The organism is Vibrio sp. 10N.261.45.E2, assembly GCF_002875705.1.
Lineage (GTDB): Bacteria > Pseudomonadota > Gammaproteobacteria > Enterobacterales > Vibrionaceae > Vibrio.
The window spans coordinates 25,851-45,031 of record NZ_MCZZ01000150.1; the positions used below are offsets into that span (position 1 = coordinate 25,851).

14 protein-coding genes and 1 pseudogene are annotated in these 19,181 nt (G+C 42.4%); 6 read left to right on the forward strand and 9 right to left on the reverse strand.

Features of this window, described 5'->3' with window-relative positions:
* The first annotated feature begins 159 nt into the window (after positions 1 to 159).
* The 3 genes and pseudogenes from vxrA to BCT34_RS19995 all read left to right on the forward strand — a co-directional run.
* A complete protein-coding gene (gene vxrA / locus BCT34_RS19985) occupies positions 160 to 1,632 on the forward strand; it encodes a sensor histidine kinase VxrA (RefSeq protein ID WP_076653128.1) in 1,473 nt (490 codons plus the stop codon).
* On the forward strand, positions 1,607 to 2,266 hold the full coding sequence (gene vxrB / locus BCT34_RS19990; protein ID WP_017632827.1) for a response regulator transcription factor VxrB: 660 nt from the start codon (positions 1,607 to 1,609) through the stop codon (positions 2,264 to 2,266). The genes vxrA and vxrB overlap by 26 nt, the downstream gene beginning before the upstream one ends.
* Positions 2,266 to 2,979 (forward strand): annotated as a pseudogene (locus BCT34_RS19995) (DUF2861 family protein); the annotation flags it as partial. The gene vxrB and the pseudogene BCT34_RS19995, both read left to right, overlap by 1 nt.
* A gap of 283 nt (positions 2,980 to 3,262) precedes the next feature.
* Here BCT34_RS19995 and yciH read toward each other — a convergent pair.
* Positions 3,263 to 3,574 (reverse strand): stress response translation initiation inhibitor YciH, encoded by a 312-nt coding sequence (gene yciH / locus BCT34_RS20000; RefSeq protein ID WP_008221404.1) that lies wholly within the window; start codon positions 3,572 to 3,574, stop codon positions 3,263 to 3,265.
* A gap of 3 nt (positions 3,575 to 3,577) precedes the next feature.
* Entirely contained in the window at positions 3,578 to 3,946 is a 369-nt protein-coding gene (locus BCT34_RS20005; RefSeq protein WP_076657204.1) for a DUF3319 domain-containing protein, read from the reverse strand.
* 100 nt (positions 3,947 to 4,046) lie between these two features.
* Here BCT34_RS20005 and BCT34_RS20010 point away from each other — a divergent pair, with 100 nt between their 5' ends.
* Complete coding sequence (locus BCT34_RS20010; protein WP_076657206.1) at positions 4,047 to 5,015, forward strand: tyrosine-type recombinase/integrase; 969 nt, start codon at positions 4,047 to 4,049, stop codon at positions 5,013 to 5,015.
* 145 nt (positions 5,016 to 5,160) lie between these two features.
* Here the strand turns inward: BCT34_RS20010 and BCT34_RS20015 are convergent, their stop codons facing one another.
* Together BCT34_RS20015 and BCT34_RS20020 are read right to left on the reverse strand one after the other, a co-directional pair.
* The gene (locus tag BCT34_RS20015; protein WP_076657207.1) at positions 5,161 to 6,156 is read right to left on the reverse strand and encodes a D-alanine--D-alanine ligase; all 996 of its coding nucleotides are present in this window, start codon (positions 6,154 to 6,156) and stop codon (positions 5,161 to 5,163) included.
* A 180-nt stretch (positions 6,157 to 6,336) separates the two neighbouring features.
* Complete coding sequence (locus BCT34_RS20020) at positions 6,337 to 6,900, reverse strand: SPOR domain-containing protein (protein WP_076657209.1); 564 nt, start codon at positions 6,898 to 6,900, stop codon at positions 6,337 to 6,339.
* A 216-nt stretch (positions 6,901 to 7,116) separates the two neighbouring features.
* On the opposite strand from BCT34_RS20020, the gene BCT34_RS20025 reads away from it, so the two are divergent.
* Positions 7,117 to 9,798 carry a bifunctional acetate--CoA ligase family protein/GNAT family N-acetyltransferase gene (locus BCT34_RS20025; RefSeq protein WP_076657211.1) on the forward strand — a complete coding sequence of 894 codons (2,682 nt, stop codon included), beginning with the start codon at positions 7,117 to 7,119 and terminating at the stop codon, positions 9,796 to 9,798.
* Here the strand turns inward: BCT34_RS20025 and BCT34_RS20030 are convergent.
* Positions 9,790 to 10,677, reverse strand: coding sequence for a LysR family transcriptional regulator (locus tag BCT34_RS20030; protein ID WP_076657212.1), 888 nt, complete (start codon positions 10,675 to 10,677; stop codon positions 9,790 to 9,792). The genes BCT34_RS20025 and BCT34_RS20030 overlap by 9 nt on opposite strands.
* Before the next feature lie 221 nt (positions 10,678 to 10,898).
* Here BCT34_RS20030 and BCT34_RS20035 point away from each other — a divergent pair, with 221 nt between their 5' ends.
* Positions 10,899 to 13,046, forward strand: coding sequence for a TonB-dependent hemoglobin/transferrin/lactoferrin family receptor (locus BCT34_RS20035; protein WP_076657214.1), 2,148 nt, complete (start codon positions 10,899 to 10,901; stop codon positions 13,044 to 13,046).
* Positions 13,047 to 13,385: 339 nt separating this feature from the next.
* Here BCT34_RS20035 and galE read toward each other — a convergent pair whose 3' ends face one another.
* From galE to BCT34_RS20055, 4 genes are all read right to left on the reverse strand, one after another.
* The gene (galE, locus tag BCT34_RS20040) at positions 13,386 to 14,399 is read right to left on the reverse strand and encodes a UDP-glucose 4-epimerase GalE (protein WP_076657222.1); all 1,014 of its coding nucleotides are present in this window, start codon (positions 14,397 to 14,399) and stop codon (positions 13,386 to 13,388) included.
* Between the two features lie 83 nt (positions 14,400 to 14,482).
* On the reverse strand, positions 14,483 to 16,459 hold the full coding sequence (locus tag BCT34_RS20045) for a diguanylate cyclase (protein WP_076657224.1): 1,977 nt from the start codon (positions 16,457 to 16,459) through the stop codon (positions 14,483 to 14,485).
* Positions 16,459 to 16,995, reverse strand: coding sequence for a YfiR family protein (locus BCT34_RS20050; RefSeq protein WP_076657226.1), 537 nt, complete (start codon positions 16,993 to 16,995; stop codon positions 16,459 to 16,461). The genes BCT34_RS20045 and BCT34_RS20050 overlap by 1 nt, the downstream gene beginning before the upstream one ends.
* Positions 16,985 to 19,048 carry a TonB-dependent receptor gene (locus BCT34_RS20055; protein WP_076657228.1) on the reverse strand — a complete coding sequence of 688 codons (2,064 nt, stop codon included), beginning with the start codon at positions 19,046 to 19,048 and terminating at the stop codon, positions 16,985 to 16,987. Before BCT34_RS20055 ends, BCT34_RS20050 begins: the two co-directional genes overlap by 11 nt.
* Positions 19,049 to 19,181 lie beyond the last annotated feature (133 nt).

A 19,181-nucleotide genomic window follows, 5' to 3' on the forward strand; every position in this document is an offset into this window, starting at 1 on the left:
CTTGAATTGAGGTAGGGGTGGTCAATCAACCAACGAGTATGGTTGTTGAAACTGCAGTCGTATACCGTTGTTTATTGGTGTAGCTCGTCATTCTCACTGTTTTTCATGCGGTTAAAAATTTATCTTTGATAGCGAATGGTATATATTTGGTTGATCTATATGAATTTGCGTTGGTTTGTGATCATCAAAAGAACATTTACTCTTCTTATCGCTACGTTGTCTGTGTCTGCAAACGTACTTGCTGACTCTTTGCCTGAACGTATCGATAATTTCACCAAACTTTTTGATCATGAAACGGCAATCGAGTCTTACGATATTCGAGTGCTCCAGGCTGATTATCCAACACGTTTGATCATGCCGTCTTCTATGCTGCCACAAACAGCAGAGTACCCGTTAAAAGATATCCAGCGCTTGTACCAGTTATCAAAAACCTGTAGTGGTAAATTGCCGCTAAGCCCTTTGATTACGGAACCGTTAGTTTTCACTCGTGCAATGTGTAAAGGCACCAAGCTTTCTGACCGTTGGTTTAGCCGCAGTGGTTTGATTCATCCTGGCGGCGGTTCTTATGCTGCACGATACGTTGAGAAGTACCCAGAAAAGTTCGACTCTTTGAAGCGCTTTATGCATATTCAAGAGCGACCAAACACCGAACACGACGAACTGCTGTCTCGCTTACAACAAATGGATAGCGAAGCCATTACCGCACTGCTAGCAGGTGCAAGCATGTTTGTTGAACTCGATGAGATGTGGGTAAAGCGCGGCGATAGATATTACCTGTATAAAGAGTCAGTCTGGAACGAAAACGCTACGCTTGCTGGGTTATCGTTTAGCTTGTCTTCAGAAGGTAACAGCTGTTTTGTTCAGCGTGGTAACGTGTGCTGGGAAATAGAAGATCATTCTGAACTTCTCCAAGTTGCCATGTTTATCTTGGTGATCGCCAACATCATGCTTGTCTTAGGTTGGGCGATTTATCGCTGGAACAGTAAGAAACAAGAGATGAAGAGTCGCATGCTGGTTCTTCAAATCCTAACGCACGAATTAAGAACACCAATTGCGAGTTTATCATTGACGGTGGAAGGGTTCAGACGTGAGTTCGAACACTTACCAGAATCGGTATATGATGAGTTCCGTAGGCTTTGTGAAGATACACGCCGTTTAAGACAGTTGGCAGAAGCAAGTAAAGACTATTTGCAATCAGACAATCAACCGCTCGCGACTGAGTGGGTGCCAAGTGTCGAAGAGTGGCTTCAATATAAAGTTGAAGAAGACTTTGCGCCGGGTATTGAACTGCGCGTAAACAAAGATATAGCTGCAAAAGTGAACGTATATTGGTTAGGAACGTGTATCGATAACCTAATCAGGAATGCCGTGAAATACGGTGTGGCTCCAGTAATTCTAGAACTGAATACTTCTGACAAGAAGCTGACATTCAAAGTTATAGATAATGGAGACTTGTCTCGCAAAGATTGGGGGCAACTAAGAAAGCCATTCGTAAGTAAGAGTGGACTCGGTTTAGGTCTGACGATAGTGGAATCTATGGTCGGAAAAATGGGCGGTCACATGACGCTTATCGGCCCCCCAACAACATTTATTTTGGAGATACCTTGTGAAACAGACATTGCTTCTCGTTGAAGATGATAAAAATTTAGCTGACGGCCTTTTAGTTAGCCTTGAGCAAGCTGGGTATGAATGTTTGCATGCTGAACTGATCTCTGAAGTTGAAGGCTATTGGGAACAAGCGGACCTAGTGATTCTAGACCGTCAACTTCCTGATGGTGACTCAGTAGATTCACTTCCAGGTTGGAAGAAAAAGAAAGATATCCCAGTCATTTTGCTAACAGCTCTCGTGACAGTAAAAGACAAAGTAGCGGGCCTAGATTCAGGTGCAAACGACTACTTAACTAAGCCATTCGCAGAGGCTGAGTTGTTTGCTCGAATCCGTGCTCAACTTCGTCTACCAGATGCTGAAGAGCAAGATGCATCAAAAGTTATCGCTCAGAATCTTGTGATCGATAAAGCGACACGTGAAGTGTTTTTCAATGAACAAGAAGTTACCTTAACGCGTACCGAGTTTGACTTGTTGTTATTTTTGGCAAGTAACCTTGGCCGTGTATTTACACGTGATGAACTGCTTGATCATGTATGGGGTTACAACCATTTCCCAACAACACGTACGGTAGACACGCATGTTCTGCAACTAAGACAGAAACTACCGGGTCTAGAAATTGAAACGCTGCGTGGCGTTGGTTACAAGATGAAAGCTTAATGAAAATAGCCTTACTTCCACTATTATTGTTTTCTTGCGTAGCTAACACTGCGCAAGCAACGGATTGGTTTAAGAGCAGTGATGCTCTGACACAAGTGCATAAACATCTGTTAGATAATGACTTACCTCAGATGTTTGATTCACTAGTGGAAGTTTGGCAAATCAACTCTTCTCAATCACGAGAAGATCACCTCAATGAACTGTTCGATCAAGCATTGAATAAAGATTGTGGTAAAACCCTCACCAGAAAAACACTCCCAGATTGGATCAGTTCAGTCGTTGTTAAAAGACACGTCATTCAAAGCCCTGGCCGAGATACTTTTCGTGTGTCGATTAATGTCGAATCCGAAAACAACATTCAAGACATTACTTTCGAGAAGTGGGTCGATAAGATCGTTTCGTCGGACAGTGAGCTAACCAAAGAAGGTGAAGTCGTAAACAACGCGTCAGTGAACCTATACCGCAAGCGTTATAATCTGGCTTCTCAACTTGAATCCGGTTTATATCGTTTAAGCGTAAAAGGCGATGGCGGCAATTCATGGAGCACATGGGTTGTTCTGGGTGAAGTTGCCATGCGTCAACAAGTACGTTGGGCATCAAAAGACACCTGGCGAATTGATAAAAAAGAACTGTTAAACCCTTATTGTCCACTTCCTAAACTCGAAATCGGTTTGTACGATTATGTCGATGAACATTATGAACAGGTGTGGGGCTTGATGTAAGCGAGAAGCTTGAAAGTCTGATCTAATAAGGGTTTTGAGGATAATCGATGAGAACACTACATTTTTAATTAACCACGCAACTGCGCATTATGTACGTTATGTTAAATTACCTTTATGTTTATAAGGCAGGACTCTTTGTGTGATGCCCTGCCTTTGTATTGTGTCGATATTCTCTAATTTATACTGTGTATTTAACCATAATGGTTATTTACCATAAAATACCTAATAACCAGTGATAATAATCTTCGATTTTAACCCTGGTATTAGTTAGAGATTAACCGCCAGCAAATTTAACTTTGTAGCCTTTCTTTTCAAGGTGCGCTTTGATCTTGTCACGAGCATCGCCTTGAATTTCGATGTTGCCATCTTTTACTGAGCCACCGCAGCCGCAAACTTTCTTAAGTTCTGCGGCCATTAATTTTAATGGTGCGTCATCTAGGTCCAAGCCAGTTACGACAGAAACGCCTTTGCCTTTACGGCCTTTGGTTTCTTTTTGGATTCGAACGATACCATCGCCTTTTGGACGTTGGACTTTCTCTTCTTCAGGCTTAATACGACCTGTTTCTGTTGAATATACTAGGCTCATAATTTACTTCTTTTGTTGCTCTGCTTTTTGTTTTGCGAGTAAGTAAGCTTCTATATGACGTTGGATTGCAATCTTACCGCCTTTGATTAAGCGACCGTTAAACATGCAATACCACGCATTAGGCTCACCGGTGTCATTCTTAATTTGGTAGCCGTTGAAGTTTTCAGTTGAGCCACCAGTTCCTCTCGACTTATTTAATGCTGTGAATTCTTTAGGGTCAATAATAGATGCGGTATCTATCCACCAATCAATACTTTTCTTAACGGCAGCTAAACTACCTTGAATAACATTGTTTTTTAACTTCGCACGCCAAACTGTGTTTGTAGCATCCGTCGATTGCAGATGGACGCTTCGGTAAATTGAATTAGCCATATCTATTAATCATCTTTTTGTTTTCGCTGCATTAATCATAAGTATACTTATAATGATATCAAGCATAATATGGCAAAAACACTTGTCTAGGTACGGTAATTTGAGAAAAAAAGTCCCTATTTTAACCGACTCTGTAATAATCAATTCATTTGTTGAAAAATTAAACAGGCACGCGACAATTGAAATTATAGATGAGTTGACAGGATTTCAATACTCACACAATTCACTGCTGGGTATCTATAGTGATTGGAATCGCTATCATGCGTTCTGTACCAAACATCGTATTAACACACTTCCCGCTTCTATAACCGCTGTGCGTCGATTTCTTGAGACGGAGTCCAACGATAGAAAATACGCATCTTTGAAACGTTACACTGCAACGCTTAGTATGTTACATACTGTGTTGAGCTTTGCTAACCCGATCAAGCATAGGCAAGTTCGCTTTGCCCTGCTCCACTTACAATCTCAAATGGCCGGTGACGCCAAACAAACTAATGCTATGACATCTGTGCATCTCACTGATTTAAATACGTTACTCTCCCATGATAAAGCAAACTTGAAAGAGATCAGAGACATCGCTATTTATAACGTTATGTTCGAGTGTGCTTTAAAGCGCTCAGAACTTAAGGCGTTGTCGATGACCGATGTTGAGTACGTTGAAGATCATTACCAAGTAACAGTCAAAGATTCAGCTTATCAGTTATCACAAACAGCCAGTGTTGCACTTCAACGTTGGCTTTCGTTTACTGGTACACAAGATGAGTTGCCAGTATTTCGTGCGATAGACAAGCATGAGAATATTGGTTTGCAGCCTTTAGATGATTCGTCTATCTACAGAATATTGAGAAGAGCAAGCGACTTACTTCAATTGCCTGAAAACTACCATTTTTCAGGAAACTCGATTCGTGTTGGCGCTGCACAAGAGTTGTCGAAACAAGGCCTTAAGGTAAGGGAGATCCAGGATTTTGGTCGCTGGCTCAGCCCTGCAATGCCTGCCCAATATGTCGGTTATTCGGGAACGGCTGAGAATGAAAAGATGAAGTTTAAGGCGCTAATACCTTGGCAATAAACGCTCGCACATTATTGAAATGTTAGTTGTGGGCAAAACGATAGATTTCAAAATCGAATGGATTTGGAAGCAGCAAGTGCCTTGGCAGAAAGCTCAAGGCACTTGTTGATTTTAGATTGAAGTCAATGAAAACGGGTAAAGAGATCTAAGAAAGGCTCGTTCTCACACAGTTCTCCAAGAACTCACTGAATTTGTGGCCATCATGCTCAACCATTTTAGGGAACATCGAGATTGGCGTCATTCCTGGGAATGTGTTGACTTCGTTCAGGTAGATCTCGTTGTCTTGCGTTAGGAAGAAGTCGATACGAGACAAGTGACGAAGCTTCATTTGAGTGAAGACTTTGCGTGCGCTATCTGCTATCAATTCACGCTGTTCGTCTGTTAAGTTACTTGCTTCAACTTCAGTAATTGAGTGGCTGTCTGCACTGTACTTTTCTTCGTAAGAATAAAATGCGCCATTAGGTGCAATCACCTCGCCCGGCTTGCTGATATGCAATTCGCCATCGATTTCATAAGCGGCAACTTCTAACTCTCTAGGTACCACTGATTTCTCAACCAATACTTGGTCCGAAAAAGTGAACGCCTTGTTGATAGCTTCGCTTAAATCTTCTACTTGGTTAACTTGGTAACAGCCTACAGAAGAACCTTGGCGAGCCGCTTTAACGAACACTTTTCCCCAGTTTTTAAAAGCTTGTGCTGCTTGTAGATGCGCTTGGTCGCTGTTGTCTGATAAGAACAGGTACGGCGTATTTGGAATATCAAGTGCGTCATACCAAAGCTTTGAAGTGATTTTGTTAAAGCTGTTGTTGCTTGCTTCAGAACCACAACCTAGGTACGGAATTTTAGCCATTTCAAACAGTGATTGAATATCACCGGTTTCACCTGGGAAACCATGAATACAAGGAACAATGAAATCGACTTTAGATGCTAAATCGTCACCGCGTAAGGTTTGATCGTTAATATCAAGATAAACCAATTCACCGGAATCAAGACACCAGCCTTCATTTTTAATTTCAACTCTTACAACGTTGAAATCTGCAACACTATTGAGTTGTTCAAAAAGGTAATTGGCTGAAACTAAAGACACTTCATGCTCTGAAGATCCACCGCCGCAAAGTAGAAGGATGTTTGTGGTGCTCATGGGTAAATTCGGTCCTTGAAACTAGGAGTACTGACTTCAATGATAAACAAAAGTCGAGATAGGTACAGTGTTTTGATTGTTAAAATCGCGTTCGAAAGAGCGAGCGATTAACTATTAAACAAAAACAGCGAGTCTTAAAATAAAAGAAGGAGCATTTGCCCCTTCTTTATGAATTAAAACTTAGTTCAACTTGTTAAGCGTTGGGTATTCAGAGTTCTTGATGTCATCAATGCTCTTAACGAACGGCTTTAAGTTTTGGAAAGTGGTCGGCAGCGTTGAGATTGCTTTTTTAGCTTCTAAGCGCGTTGCGTAGTCACCATAAAGTACGGTGAACCACTTGGTGCCGTTAACCATTTTGTAGTTTTCCCAAACGGGTTGAGAAGTCGTAGGTAGCATTTTCACGAAAGAATCGACTTTACTTTGGCTGCCAACAGCAACAACTTGAACTGTGTAACCAAAACGCTGGTTCATGTCTTGTTGTTTCTTGGTTGGGCCTGTCACTACTGCAACTGGCTTCGCTTTAGTTGTTTGAGCGACTTTCTGTTCAACAGGTTCGGTTCTGATCACGTTGACAACATTTTCTTCAACAACGCTTGTTTGCTCAGATTGAGATACAACTGGAGCTTCAACTTTGGCCGTTTTGTACTCTTCTTGATAACTATCTGATGTGACATTGGTAACGTAGTCGTCAGATACACATGCAGCCAAGAGCAGTGGCAAAGTCACAATTGCAAATTTTTTCATGGAAAGCTCTATATCCTTAATAATAATTACTATAAATCATGCCGATACGTCGGTTTAGAATCAAGTTAACTTTGAGATTATACACCATTAGTGGGTGACCTATTTCACAAACTTTATGCAGTGTCTGCTTATTCATCTGAATTCGGTGAATTTGCCATCAACCTGTCATCGAAAAGTAAGTTACGATGAACTTACGTGCATTGCTAGGATATGTCTATGAATCATCTTGATCCCCTACTGAAACCCCGTTCGATCGCTGTTGTTGGTGCTTCCCAACGTGAAAACCGAGCGGGATATATCGTCATGAACAATTTATTACACGGGGATTTTAAAGGTGCGGTGATGCCGGTTACGCCGAAATATGACTCAGTTGCAGGCGTACTCTCTTACAAAAATATTTTGTCGTTACCGATCGTTCCTGATCTGGCTATTTTGTGTACCAATGCCAACCGTAATGTCGCCATTTTTGAAGAGCTAGCCGAGAAAGGCATAGCCTCTGTTATTGTGCTTTCTTCCGATATGCAACAACAAAGCGAGAATGGCGAGACGTATGATGAACGATGCTTAGCGATTGCAAAAGAGCACAACATTCGAGTGCTTGGTTCCAATAGTTTGGGAGTGATTGTTCCTTGGTTAAACTTGAACGCCTCATTCTCTCCAGTGACAGCATTACCCGGTAAGATCGCTTTTGTTTCTCAGTCGGCCGCTGTCTGCACAACTATTCTCGATTGGGCTAATGACAAAGAGATTGGCTTTTCTGCATTCATCTCGATTGGTAATGGGAGTGACATCGAGTTTTCAGAGCTATTGGATTATTTGAGTACCGATTCTCACACGGAAGCGATACTACTTTACGTCGACAGCATTACTGATGCGAGGCGCTTTATTTCTGCGGCCCGAGCAGCCTCACGTAACAGGCGAATACTGGTACTCAAAGGTGGTCGAACAGCCAAAGGGAGAGCCGCCGCAATGGCGCACACTGGTGGTGCCGATACATTAGATATAATTTATGACTCAGCGATTCGACGCAGCGGAATGCTACGAGTAAAGAACTTACATGAGCTGTTTGCCGCAGTAGAAACACTGACTCATTCCGTTCCATTGCGCGGAGAGCGCTTAGCTATTGTTACCAATGGTGGCGGCCCCGCGATTATGGCGGTAGATACCCTGTTTGATCGCGGTGGTAAGCTTGCAGAGTTTTCGGATGAGACGCTAGATAAATTGAACAAGGTGCTGCCTTCGAGCTGGTCTCATAGTAATCCTATCGATATTGTTGGCGATGCTGGTGATCAACGCTACATCGACACGATTAACGTTTTGCTCGATGGCGATGAAGCAGATGCCATTCTTATCATGCACAGCCCTTCTGCGATAGCACACTCCGCTAGAACGGCTGAACGAATTATTGAAGCGATTAAAAAGCACCCTCGTCACAAGCGATTTAATATTCTGACGAATTGGTCTGGTGAATTAACCGCAAGACCAGCGCGAAAACTGTTTACCGAAGCGGGTTTCCCTACTTATCGAACACCTGAAAGTTCAGTGGTCGCGTTCATGCACCTAGTCGAGTACCGACGTAACCAACGTCAGTTAATGGAAACACCAACTACAGCAGAAAAAGTACACATTGAAGATCTAGCTGATGCAAAAAATTGGATAGAACGACAATTACTGGATAAAGACACAGTAAGCCTTGATACCCACCAAAATAGCCAGTTCTTTAAGAGCTTCAACCTCGATGTGCTACCTACTTGGATCGCTTCTGACCCAAGTGAAGCGGTACATATAGCTGAAACGATTGGTTATCCCGTCGCAGTAAAATTACGCTCTCCGGATATTGCACACAAGTCAGACGTACAAGGCGTGATGCTAAATCTACGAAACAGCAATGAAGTTGCCAATGCGGCTCAAGCCATTCTTGATCGCTCTCAGTTATCCTTCCCTACAGCGCACATCCATGGCTTGCTAATTCAAGGGATGGCCAAGCTCGCGGGCGGCCAAGAGCTACGTATTAAGGTCACAACAGACGAAACCTTTGGCCCAATCATTTTACTTGGGCAAGGTGGTTCTGAATGGGATGAATCGATTGATGCTGCCGCTGCTTTTCCACCGCTCAACATGACACTGGCGCGTTACTTGATTATTCGAGCGATAAAAAGTGGCAAGATTCGTCTACAAAAGCTCCCCAATCCTATTGATATTGAAGGCTTGTCTGAATTATTGGTGCGTATATCGCAGATGGTCGTTGATTGCCCTGAGATACATGATTTGGATATCCATCCAGTACTGGCCAACGGAGACAAGTTCACGATATTGGATGCAGATATCATATTAAAAGCCTACGAGGGGGATCCTCAAGAAAGATTGGCGATTCGCCCATATCCCGTAGAGCTTGAAGAACGTATCCAGCTAAAAGATGGTACTGAGGTATTGTTGCGCCCTATTTTGCCCGAAGATGAACCGCTTCATGCTGACTTTATTAACCGAGTGTCAAAAGAAGATCTCTATAAGCGTTTCTTTAGTGATGTCGGTGAATTTAATCACGAGGCGTTGGCGAATTTCACTCAGATTGATTTCGATAGAGAAATCGCCTTTGTGGTCGTTCGCGAGGAACAAGGTATTCCTGCGATCATCGGTGTTTCCCGTGCGCTGATTAATCCAGAGAATACGGATGCAGAGTTTGCGATATTGATACGGTCTGATCTTAAAGGCGTCGGGTTAGGACGCATTTTGATGACCAAGGTTATTGATTACTGTCGTGCTAAACAGACTAAGCAAATGTCTGGAATGACGATGCCAACCAATAGAGGGATGTTAACACTAGCTCAAAAGCTTGGTTTTAAGCTAGATATCAGTTTTGAAGATGGTACTGCAGATATGGTGTTACCGTTACTTTAACGTCCATGTCTTTTTAAGGTGTTGAATACACCAAGATTTGGCGTCGCCCATTTTGTTGCGTCGCCAAGCCATCACGATATCGATAGGCTGCGGCTCTGTTCCCGAGATCAGCTGTAGAACGCCAGATTCGATCAGTGGTTTAGCAACAACATTCGGTAAGGTTCCAATCCCTAACCCCGTCGTCAGAGCTTCTACTTTTGCTGGGAAGCTCGTTACCGTTAAGCGTGGTTGTTTCTCTAGAATATTACGACTTAAAGCAGGTTGATCTCGCGCCGTATCTGCAATGGCGATAACCCTGTAACTTTCCCTTGCCTTTTGGTCGAATTCACCAGAACGTTTGTGAACATAGTGATTTGATGCAGCAACCCAAACCATTTCCATCTTTCCGATAACGTCACTTTTCATATCATTCGGGATCGTATCTACTTTTGGGCACACCAGTAAGTCAGCACGGCCATCTGAAAGTGATTCCCAGCACCCGGCCAAGATCTCTTCTTGTAAACGAACGCGTGTTTTACTTATTTTTCCTAGTTCGTCTACCAGTGGGAAAAAGTTAGCAATCGGGATGATACCATCAAAGGCGATGGTCAAATCGAGCTCCCACCCGTTAGCAAGAATACTCGCTTCGTTAACGAGTCGTTCTGTTGCGCCAAGAATTACCCTACCTTGCTCAAGTATCAACTGACCCGCTTCTGTGAAATTTGCGCGATGTCCAGAACGGTCAAAAATCATGATGTCCAGATCTTGTTCAAGCTTCTGTATTTGGTAGCTCAATGATGAAGGAGCACGATCCATCTCGTTCGCTGCGGCGGCGAAACTTCCACGGCGATCAATGGCATCTAATATGTGTAGCGCTTCAAGCGTTATTGGGCTCTGCATAGCTTTCCTACTTTTAGTGAGATCCAAGTCACAAAAACACAAGCATTCATTAAGTGAATGGAACTGAAAAATCTTTTAAATACAGCTACTTAAGCATATTAATTATAGATTAGCTGATAAAACTGAAAATTAATTAAATGCAAATAATAGTAATTATCATTTAGATCTAATATTATCCTTCGCAAATCAAGATAATACTATGGAACTAAGGTAACTATCAGATGTATAAGCAATCCCTACTCTCGGCTTCAATCGTTTTGGCGCTTTCATCAACGTCAGTCTTTGCTGATGATTATGCCCTATTTGACGAGGTTGTTGTATCTTCGACTCGTACTAATCAAACACTTATCAATACAGCCGCTTCTGTTACTGTCATATCGGATAAGCAAATCGAAGAGAATATGGCGAAAGACGTGAATGAAATCTTCGAATACACTCCGGGTGTAACGATGAATTCTAGCTCCCGCCAAGGTGCACAAACCATCAATATTCGTGGCATGGAAGGTAAGCGCGTCAAGATCTTAGTAGATGGCTCGTCGCAACCAGGTTCATTTGATGGTGGCCCTTATGCATTTATTAACTCTAGCGGCATTTCAATCGACCCAGATATGCTGAAAAGTGTTGAAATTATCAAAGGCGCGGCTTCAAGTTTACACGGAAGTGACGCGATTGGTGGTGTTGTTGCCTTTGAAACTAAAGACCCTTCAGATTTCTTAAAGGATGGCGAAGATTTCGGTGGTCAAGCAAAACTGTCTTACTCTTCAGAAGATAACTCTTTCAGTGAGCATGTGGCATTAGCTAATCGTTTTGGCGACTTGGAAACATTGGTTGCTTATACTCGTCGTGACGGTGAAGAACTTCAAAACTTCCGTAATTCAAGTGATCTAGAGAACTACGCGGTAGAAAATCAAGATACATCAGCAGACAACCTATTGGTAAAACTGCAATACCAATTGAATGAAAGTCACCGTATCGAATTTCTAGCGGAGCTAATCAAAGATACTTCAGATTCTGACATTTATCACTCAAGCTACGATAGCTACACTGGCGAAGATGACACTAAACAAAACCGATTCACAATAAAGCATATATGGTTTGCAGACGGTGCGATTGCTGACACTGTGACGAGCAAAGTGTCATACATATCTAAAGAGGAAAATGGCGTAACGAAACGCTTTAAACCTGCGGGCCCTGGTTTTCCACCTTATGTCCCTGCTAATAATGACAATCTTCAAACCAAAGACTACGAATACACAGAAGATAAGCTAGAAATCGAAACACAGCTAGATAAAGAGATTAACAACCATTACCTAGTTTATGGCGCTACTTATACACATAGCGACATAAGCAATACAAATATGGAGTACAACTCTGATCCTGCTACTGATGATCAGCTTTATGTATACACTCCTGATGCTAAAGAGCAGAAGTTTGGTCTGTTTGTACAAGACGAAATTAGCCTAATGAACGACAAACTTGTTGTTACTCCAGGTGTTCGTTTCGATTACTTCTCTACAGACCCGGGTAAAAATACAGGTGAGTCACTTACGGACTTCTCTGATTCTGCGGTAACTGGACGTTTAGGATCAACGTATAAACTTACAGATACAGGCACCATATTTGGCCAGATTAGCCAAGGCTTTAGAGCCCCTTCTTTCGATGAACTGTACTATACGTATGACAACCCAGGGCATGGTTACGTAAACGATCCAAACCCGGATCTTAAGTCAGAAACCAGTATCTCTTACGAGCTAGGTTACCGTCACAATACACAGGCTTCATCGTCTGAAATTGCGGCTTATTACAGTGATTACGATGACTTCATCGAAACAGTTGTAACGAAAAAAGTTGGCGGCACTACACACTATTCTAACGTTAACTTAGATTCGGCAACAATTAAGGGTGTTGAATTCTCTAACACATTACTATGGGATGTTTTGGTTGGTGCACCTAAGGGTATTTCAACCCACTTCGTTGCCTCATATACAGAAGGTGAAGATGGAAACGGTAATGCGCTAAATAGTGTTAACCCTTGGAATGCTGTATTAGGTCTTAACTACGATGCTCCAAACCAAAACTGGGGTACTAGTCTGAAGTTAAACTACACGGCTAACAAGTCTGGCTCAGACATCAACTTTGATGACGAAAGCGGCGGTAACGCAGGTCAAGCTGAGCTTCCGAGTGCTACGGTTGTTGACCTGACAGCTTACTACAAGCCAATGAAGGATCTTACTATTCGTGGCGGTGTATTCAACTTAACTAACGAAGAATACTACCGTTGGAACGACATTCGCGGCGATGATGAGCTTTACAAAGAGAATTCTCAAGCGGAAAGAAACTACGGTATTTCAGCTAAATACGAATTCTAATTCGTCAAAAACCTGAATTGCAGATACTAAAAAGCCAGCTAGATGCTGGCTTTTATCATTTCACTAAAAATTGTTTATAAAAAGGGTAAAGTGAAATTACTTCTCTGCCATTTCTTTCTTAACCATTACTGCTGCAGCAACGATGAAAGTGATGATTAGGCCTAGTTCCATGATTAACTCCAAAGAAAATTAACATTAAACATATAATTCGCGAGCATAATAACACAACCGATACAGAATGATACTTTTTAACCACCAATTTACTTTTTATTCGATTAAGATCAAAAAAGATGCCCTAAAGCATCTTTTTGTAAGTTAATCATTCATGAAACGACTAGATCAACCAGGGAATCCATCAGGGTTGGTTGACTGCCAACGCCATGTATCTTCAGTCATTTCTGTCAGTGTGCGCGTCGCATTCCAACCAAGCTCTTTCTGAGCTTTAGCTGGATCTGCCCAACACTCTGCAATATCACCAGGGCGACGTTCAACTAGCTTATAAGGAATTTCTTTGCCGCTTGCTTGTTCAAACGCTTTAACCATGTCTAAAACACTAGAACCGTTGCCAGTACCAAGGTTGTAGATATGAAGACCGTCTTTGCGCCCTACTTTCTCTAGCGCTGCAATGTGTCCATCAGACAGATCCATGACGTGGATGTAGTCGCGAACGCCAGTGCCATCTTTTGTTGGGTAATCGCTGCCAAATACTGATAAGAAATCACGTCGGCCAACCGCCACTTGAGACACGAATGGCATTAGATTATTTGGGATACCTTGTGGATCTTCACCTAGCTCACCGCTTGGGTGAGAACCAACAGGGTTAAAGTAACGAAGTAGCGTGATGCTCCAATCGGGATTCGCTTTTTGGAAATCAGTTAAGCACTCTTCAACCATTAACTTACTGCGGCCATAAGGGTTAGTCGCGCTAGTTGGGAAATCTTCGGTAATAGGCACACTTGCAGGATCGCCATATACCGTTGCCGACGAACTGAACACTAATGTCTTAACATTCGCTTCGCGCATCGCATCTACAAGAACCAAAGTGCCATTTACATTATTGTCGTAATATTCAAGAGGCTTCTCAACCGATTCACCTACTGCTTTCAATCCAGCAAAGTGGATTACGGCTTCGACGTTGTGCTGCTTCATTGTTTCCGTTAACAATGCTTTGTCACGAATGTCACCTTCAATAAAGACTGGGCGAACGCCAGACACTTTTTCTATACGCTCTAACACGCTTGGTTTACTGTTATACAAGTTGTCAAACAGCACTGGTGTCATACCTGCGTTGATCATCTGGATACTTGTATGGCTACCAATGTAGCCCATGCCACCTGTAACTAAAACATTCATGTCTTGCAGACCTTTTAATGAAAATTTATTCAACCTATCACTTATGATACAATAACTTAGTGTGGGCTAACAAACACCGCAGCCTATTCACCCTCACAAGAGAACACAAACTGACCTTTTCCTTTACGTTTTGCTTGGTACATTGCCTCATCGGCGACCTTCAAAATTACATCAATATCACGATCTGAACCATCAGCTAGATGGATACCCAAGCTTGCTCCTACACGAAGCGAACGCTGTTTGTAGTTCACCTCTTGTCCAATCAATTCCAACAAGCGCTCAGCTAGCTTAGCTAACAAGGCTTTGTTCGCTTGTTTAATAATAAGAACAAATTCGTCACCCGACAAACGCGCAACTAAATCTCCCGCTCTTACCTGAGATAACAACCGGTTTGATACTTCTTTTAGAATTTCATCGCCGGCATCGTGTCCATAGTTATCATTAACCTCTTTGAAGCCATCCAAATCCAAGTAGATAACCGCAAAATGCTGATTTGAATAGTGGCTCGATATGACCACATCATCCATCACCTTGTACAATTGCGCTCTGTTCGCTAACCCTGTCAATGCATCGTGATGAGCTAGGTGTTCGAGCCTTTCCATCTCTTTAACGCTGGATAAGTCAGACAGCGTTAATACCATATCAAACTCATCTTTCTCGTTGTCCGAGGTCACTCGGTTCACTTTGACAAACATTGGAACTAACGTGCCGGACGCGCTCTTCTCCCACACTTCTCCTTGCCATTGCCCATAGTTGTCTAACGAACTGCGAATAGTCGGCATAAGTGATGAAAACTGCTGCCACGAGAATACTTCAAACGGTGTTTTGCCCACCAGCAGATCAGCGTGATAACCGAGAAGTTGTGTAATCGCCGGATTAACCATGGTAATGACGTTGGACGAGTTAAGAACAATCAAACCGTCTTTACTATTTTCGAAAACACCTGCAGCGATACGCTGGCGGCTCATGGCTGTTTCTATATCTGTGACATCTTGAATTGCATATAGAATACGACCATGTTTTGTCAGAGAACGGCTACTCATACGAAGCCAAAGCTTTGATTGAAGGAGGTCAGTAGTTTCCAATAATTGGTCATTGAGTTCAATGTGGGCGTCAATAACACCTTGTAAGAAGCCTGTCTGCTTGGTCGGGATCAACTCTTGGATCAACAGGTTTTCCAGAAACGCTTCTGTACACTTAAAAATATCGCGAGTGGCTGCGTTAGCATGAACAATGAGCCCTTTTTCGTCAACCACTAACAATGAGTGTTGAACGGTTTCGATGACCTCATTAGCGAACGATTTTTCTTCTTGTAACTTGTCTAACGTAAAATTGATTTGGTTATCTCGATGTTGAAGCCTTTGTAGCATGGTGTTGAAAGCTCGAACCAAGTCACCTATTTCATCGCGGTTCGTTGCGACCAATTTAGGTTGCTCGGAACGGCGCTCAACAAAGGCTTGCATTGCTTCGTTAAGATTAAACATTGGCTCGATAATGAAACGTTGAACCAATTTGACTAATACAGCCCCCAACACAACCAGAAATAGAAGATAGATGGCCGCAACTTTTAAAACATGCGTCAAGATCGTAGTGAAGGTCTCTTTCGATATTGTCACCCTCAAGTTTGCGATTACTGCATCATCTAGCGTTACTGGAACGAGCAAAAATATGAAATGCTCAGAGATAGCAAATTCATGATCCTCGATATCGTTTAATTCATATTCGTTTGGTCTTGGAACCAAAGTGTTACTCACCTGATAGCTTGCAAATAGCTGATCGTTAGTGTCATAGAGCTTCACTCTAACAATGTCTTTATCCGCGGCAAAAGCTGACAATATTTCCTGAGCTGATGATTTGTCTTCAAATAGAATTGCGGCCTGAAGGTTATAGGCAACACCTTGTGCTAATACTTTAACCCGTTGGATAAGGCTCTCTTTTTCTCGCTCAAAAGTGACAGTGTAATTTACAGATTGAATAGTCACAAAAGTGACCGCGATAAAGATGATAATGGGCAGTATCAGCTTGTTTTTAATCGATATATTATTTAGGAAAGACAACATTATTTGCCCTCCACTATAGCGATTCGTAATAGGTTTGAGCCAATGACGTACTCACCACGCCTTGCATTCTCTAAATTAACTTTAGGTTTGAGCTTGTTATCGACGTGCGTGAGTTCAATGACTCCACCTAAGTCTGTAAAGTTAGGTATATCACTGATTGTTACAGTGTGTGGGGAGTGCTCTTGACTGCGGAACTGGTCATTTTTACGATCAGACAAGTACGTGATATCGCACTTAGGAGTAATTGACTGTTGAACTTGGATAGCGAGCGAACGAATAGATTTCCCCTCTGTAATTGACGTTAGTACTTGGCTTACCTTGTCATCGCCAATCACACAAAAGTTCACAGCATTCATTGAACTCTCATCATTCCAACGAATAAAATTCGCAATTCTAAAAAGGTATACCGCTTTCACTTCATAAGGTTTGAAGCTTGCCGCGGTGGTATTCAAAGGCACAATGAACATCGCTAAAGTGGTAAGGCCTAGTTTAGAGAAACCTAACTTAACTCGGTGCTTAAACCATTTAGAATTCATGAGAGATCCTCACATACACCGATTCTTGATTGACGCTTTTCTGAGATGTGAATTCAGCTTGATAGCCGTCGCTCTTCCCAATATTTTCAACGACTACTTCAATTAAAGGCGCTGCAGACGATTTTTTCCATGCTAGGCGCGCATCAAAGGTTATTTCATGTGGGTAAGATTGCCATTCATATTGAGTGCCATCGCCTGCTACCCAATAGTCTGGGTAATTCACATTAATGTACTGGCCTATGACATCGAATTGCCAACTGTCGGTGATATTCCACATCAACTGTGCCGTCGCTAAATGTTCATTATCAACATCGTAATAGACACTCGTTTGAGGACTAGATTTAGGGTCATCACCTTTATTCTCACCTTCTAGCGTCGTATAGGCATAACTCAGATAACTGGCTAGATCCGCAGTGAGTTGATAGCTCGCTCCCAACTCTAAGCCATACGTTTTTGCTTTATAATCATCAGACAGTGTACCGATATAGACATGATTCGCGGGGATATCATTCGGGTCATAGCTATGGAAGCGCAGGTTGTCATGTTCACTCAGGTATATCGTTGCATCGAGCTCGAAATTTGAGTTGTTAGAGTAACGATAACCCATTTCAGCCGTCACGACGCTTTCTGTTTCAAGGTTCGAGTTTGATTTATATACATCTAGGTAGCTGTTGTTTGAGTCTGAACTGGCACTATTGAAATAGTATGTCGAATTCGAATCCATATAAGATGGTGCAACCACCGCACGGCTAAGCCCCGCCCACAGGGAGTGACGTTGAGTCAATTTATATAAACCACGCAGCTGAGGCGAAAGTTCAGTCGAGTCATTCTGGGTAAAATGCTCAACCTTCGCGCCAACAGTAATAGATAGCGATTCTGTCATCTGGATTTGGGACTGCACAAACGCATTCGCAATATAATCGTTGGCAGATGGGGTATTGTAGACGCGGCCATAGTAGTCAGGATTGTACCAATCAACGTCCGATAGTTGGCTGGATGAGAAATCGAGATACATATAACGTAGACCACCACCAAATGTTAACTGGTGGTTTGCAGATAGCTGGTTGATATAAGTTGAGTCGAAATCGATGGTGGAATAACTTCCCGGAGCATCCGGCGCGTTATCTTCATTATACTCTCCCCATAACGAATATGAGAGTGTCGAGCTTTCATCAAAATGGCGAGCGTCGTTGAACTGGACGTAAACAGATTGGCTCTTGTTATCGAAATCGTTGGCTTGTGATCCAACAAACGATCCTGAGTTATCATATTGGAATGTATACAACTCCGACTCGTAAAAGCTTTTCTCACCACCGATACGTAATGACCAATTTTTTTCGGCATTACTTGGCTGAAAGACCATCCCTGCCGTTTGTGATTTCCATTTCTCAGATTCGCTTGTGCGATAAGTTGGTTCTTCGCGGTACTTATAAAATGCTCGAGCATTCACACTGTCGTTTAAGCTTAATCCCTGACGAACACTAAATTCATAGTTGTCAGTATTAGAAGCGACACCTGCGAGATAAGTCCCCTGTGTATCCTTGGCAGACTTAGTAATGATATTGACAACCCCATTAACCGCGTTACCTCCCCAAATCGTTCCGCCTGGGCCTTTTAGTACTTCGATGCGTTCAATATCGGCAAGTACATAGTCAACATCACTCCAATACGTACCGCCATATACTGGGCTAAATAAGCTTCGTCCATCCATCATTACGAGCATTTTATTATACAGCCCATCGTGAAAACCACGGGTAGAAACAAACCATGAGGTTTCATTGAATTTGGTTACTTTGAGTCCAGGAACCAACGACAATACTTCAGCAATGGTTTTCGCCCCACTGCGCTGAATTCGCTCATTAGAAAGGACATACACCGATGAGGGAATATTAGTGAGTTTTTGTGTCGCTTTCGAAGCCGTTTCCATTTCGACATCTAACATAGACAACTCTTCAAGGCTCATCGACATAAGTTGATCTAGAGAGTTTTCTTGAGCAGAGACAAAAACAGGTGTCGTTAATGCGAGTCCTAAGCAAACCTGGCGGGATATCATGTGCTCACCTAATATACAGATAGATATTAATCCTTTAATTAATAGGTCAACTATATATGAAATGCCATACTGGTAAATTCATGGTGTCGAAAGTTTGAGTTAGGTCACTGTTTATTTATGGTATTTATAAGAC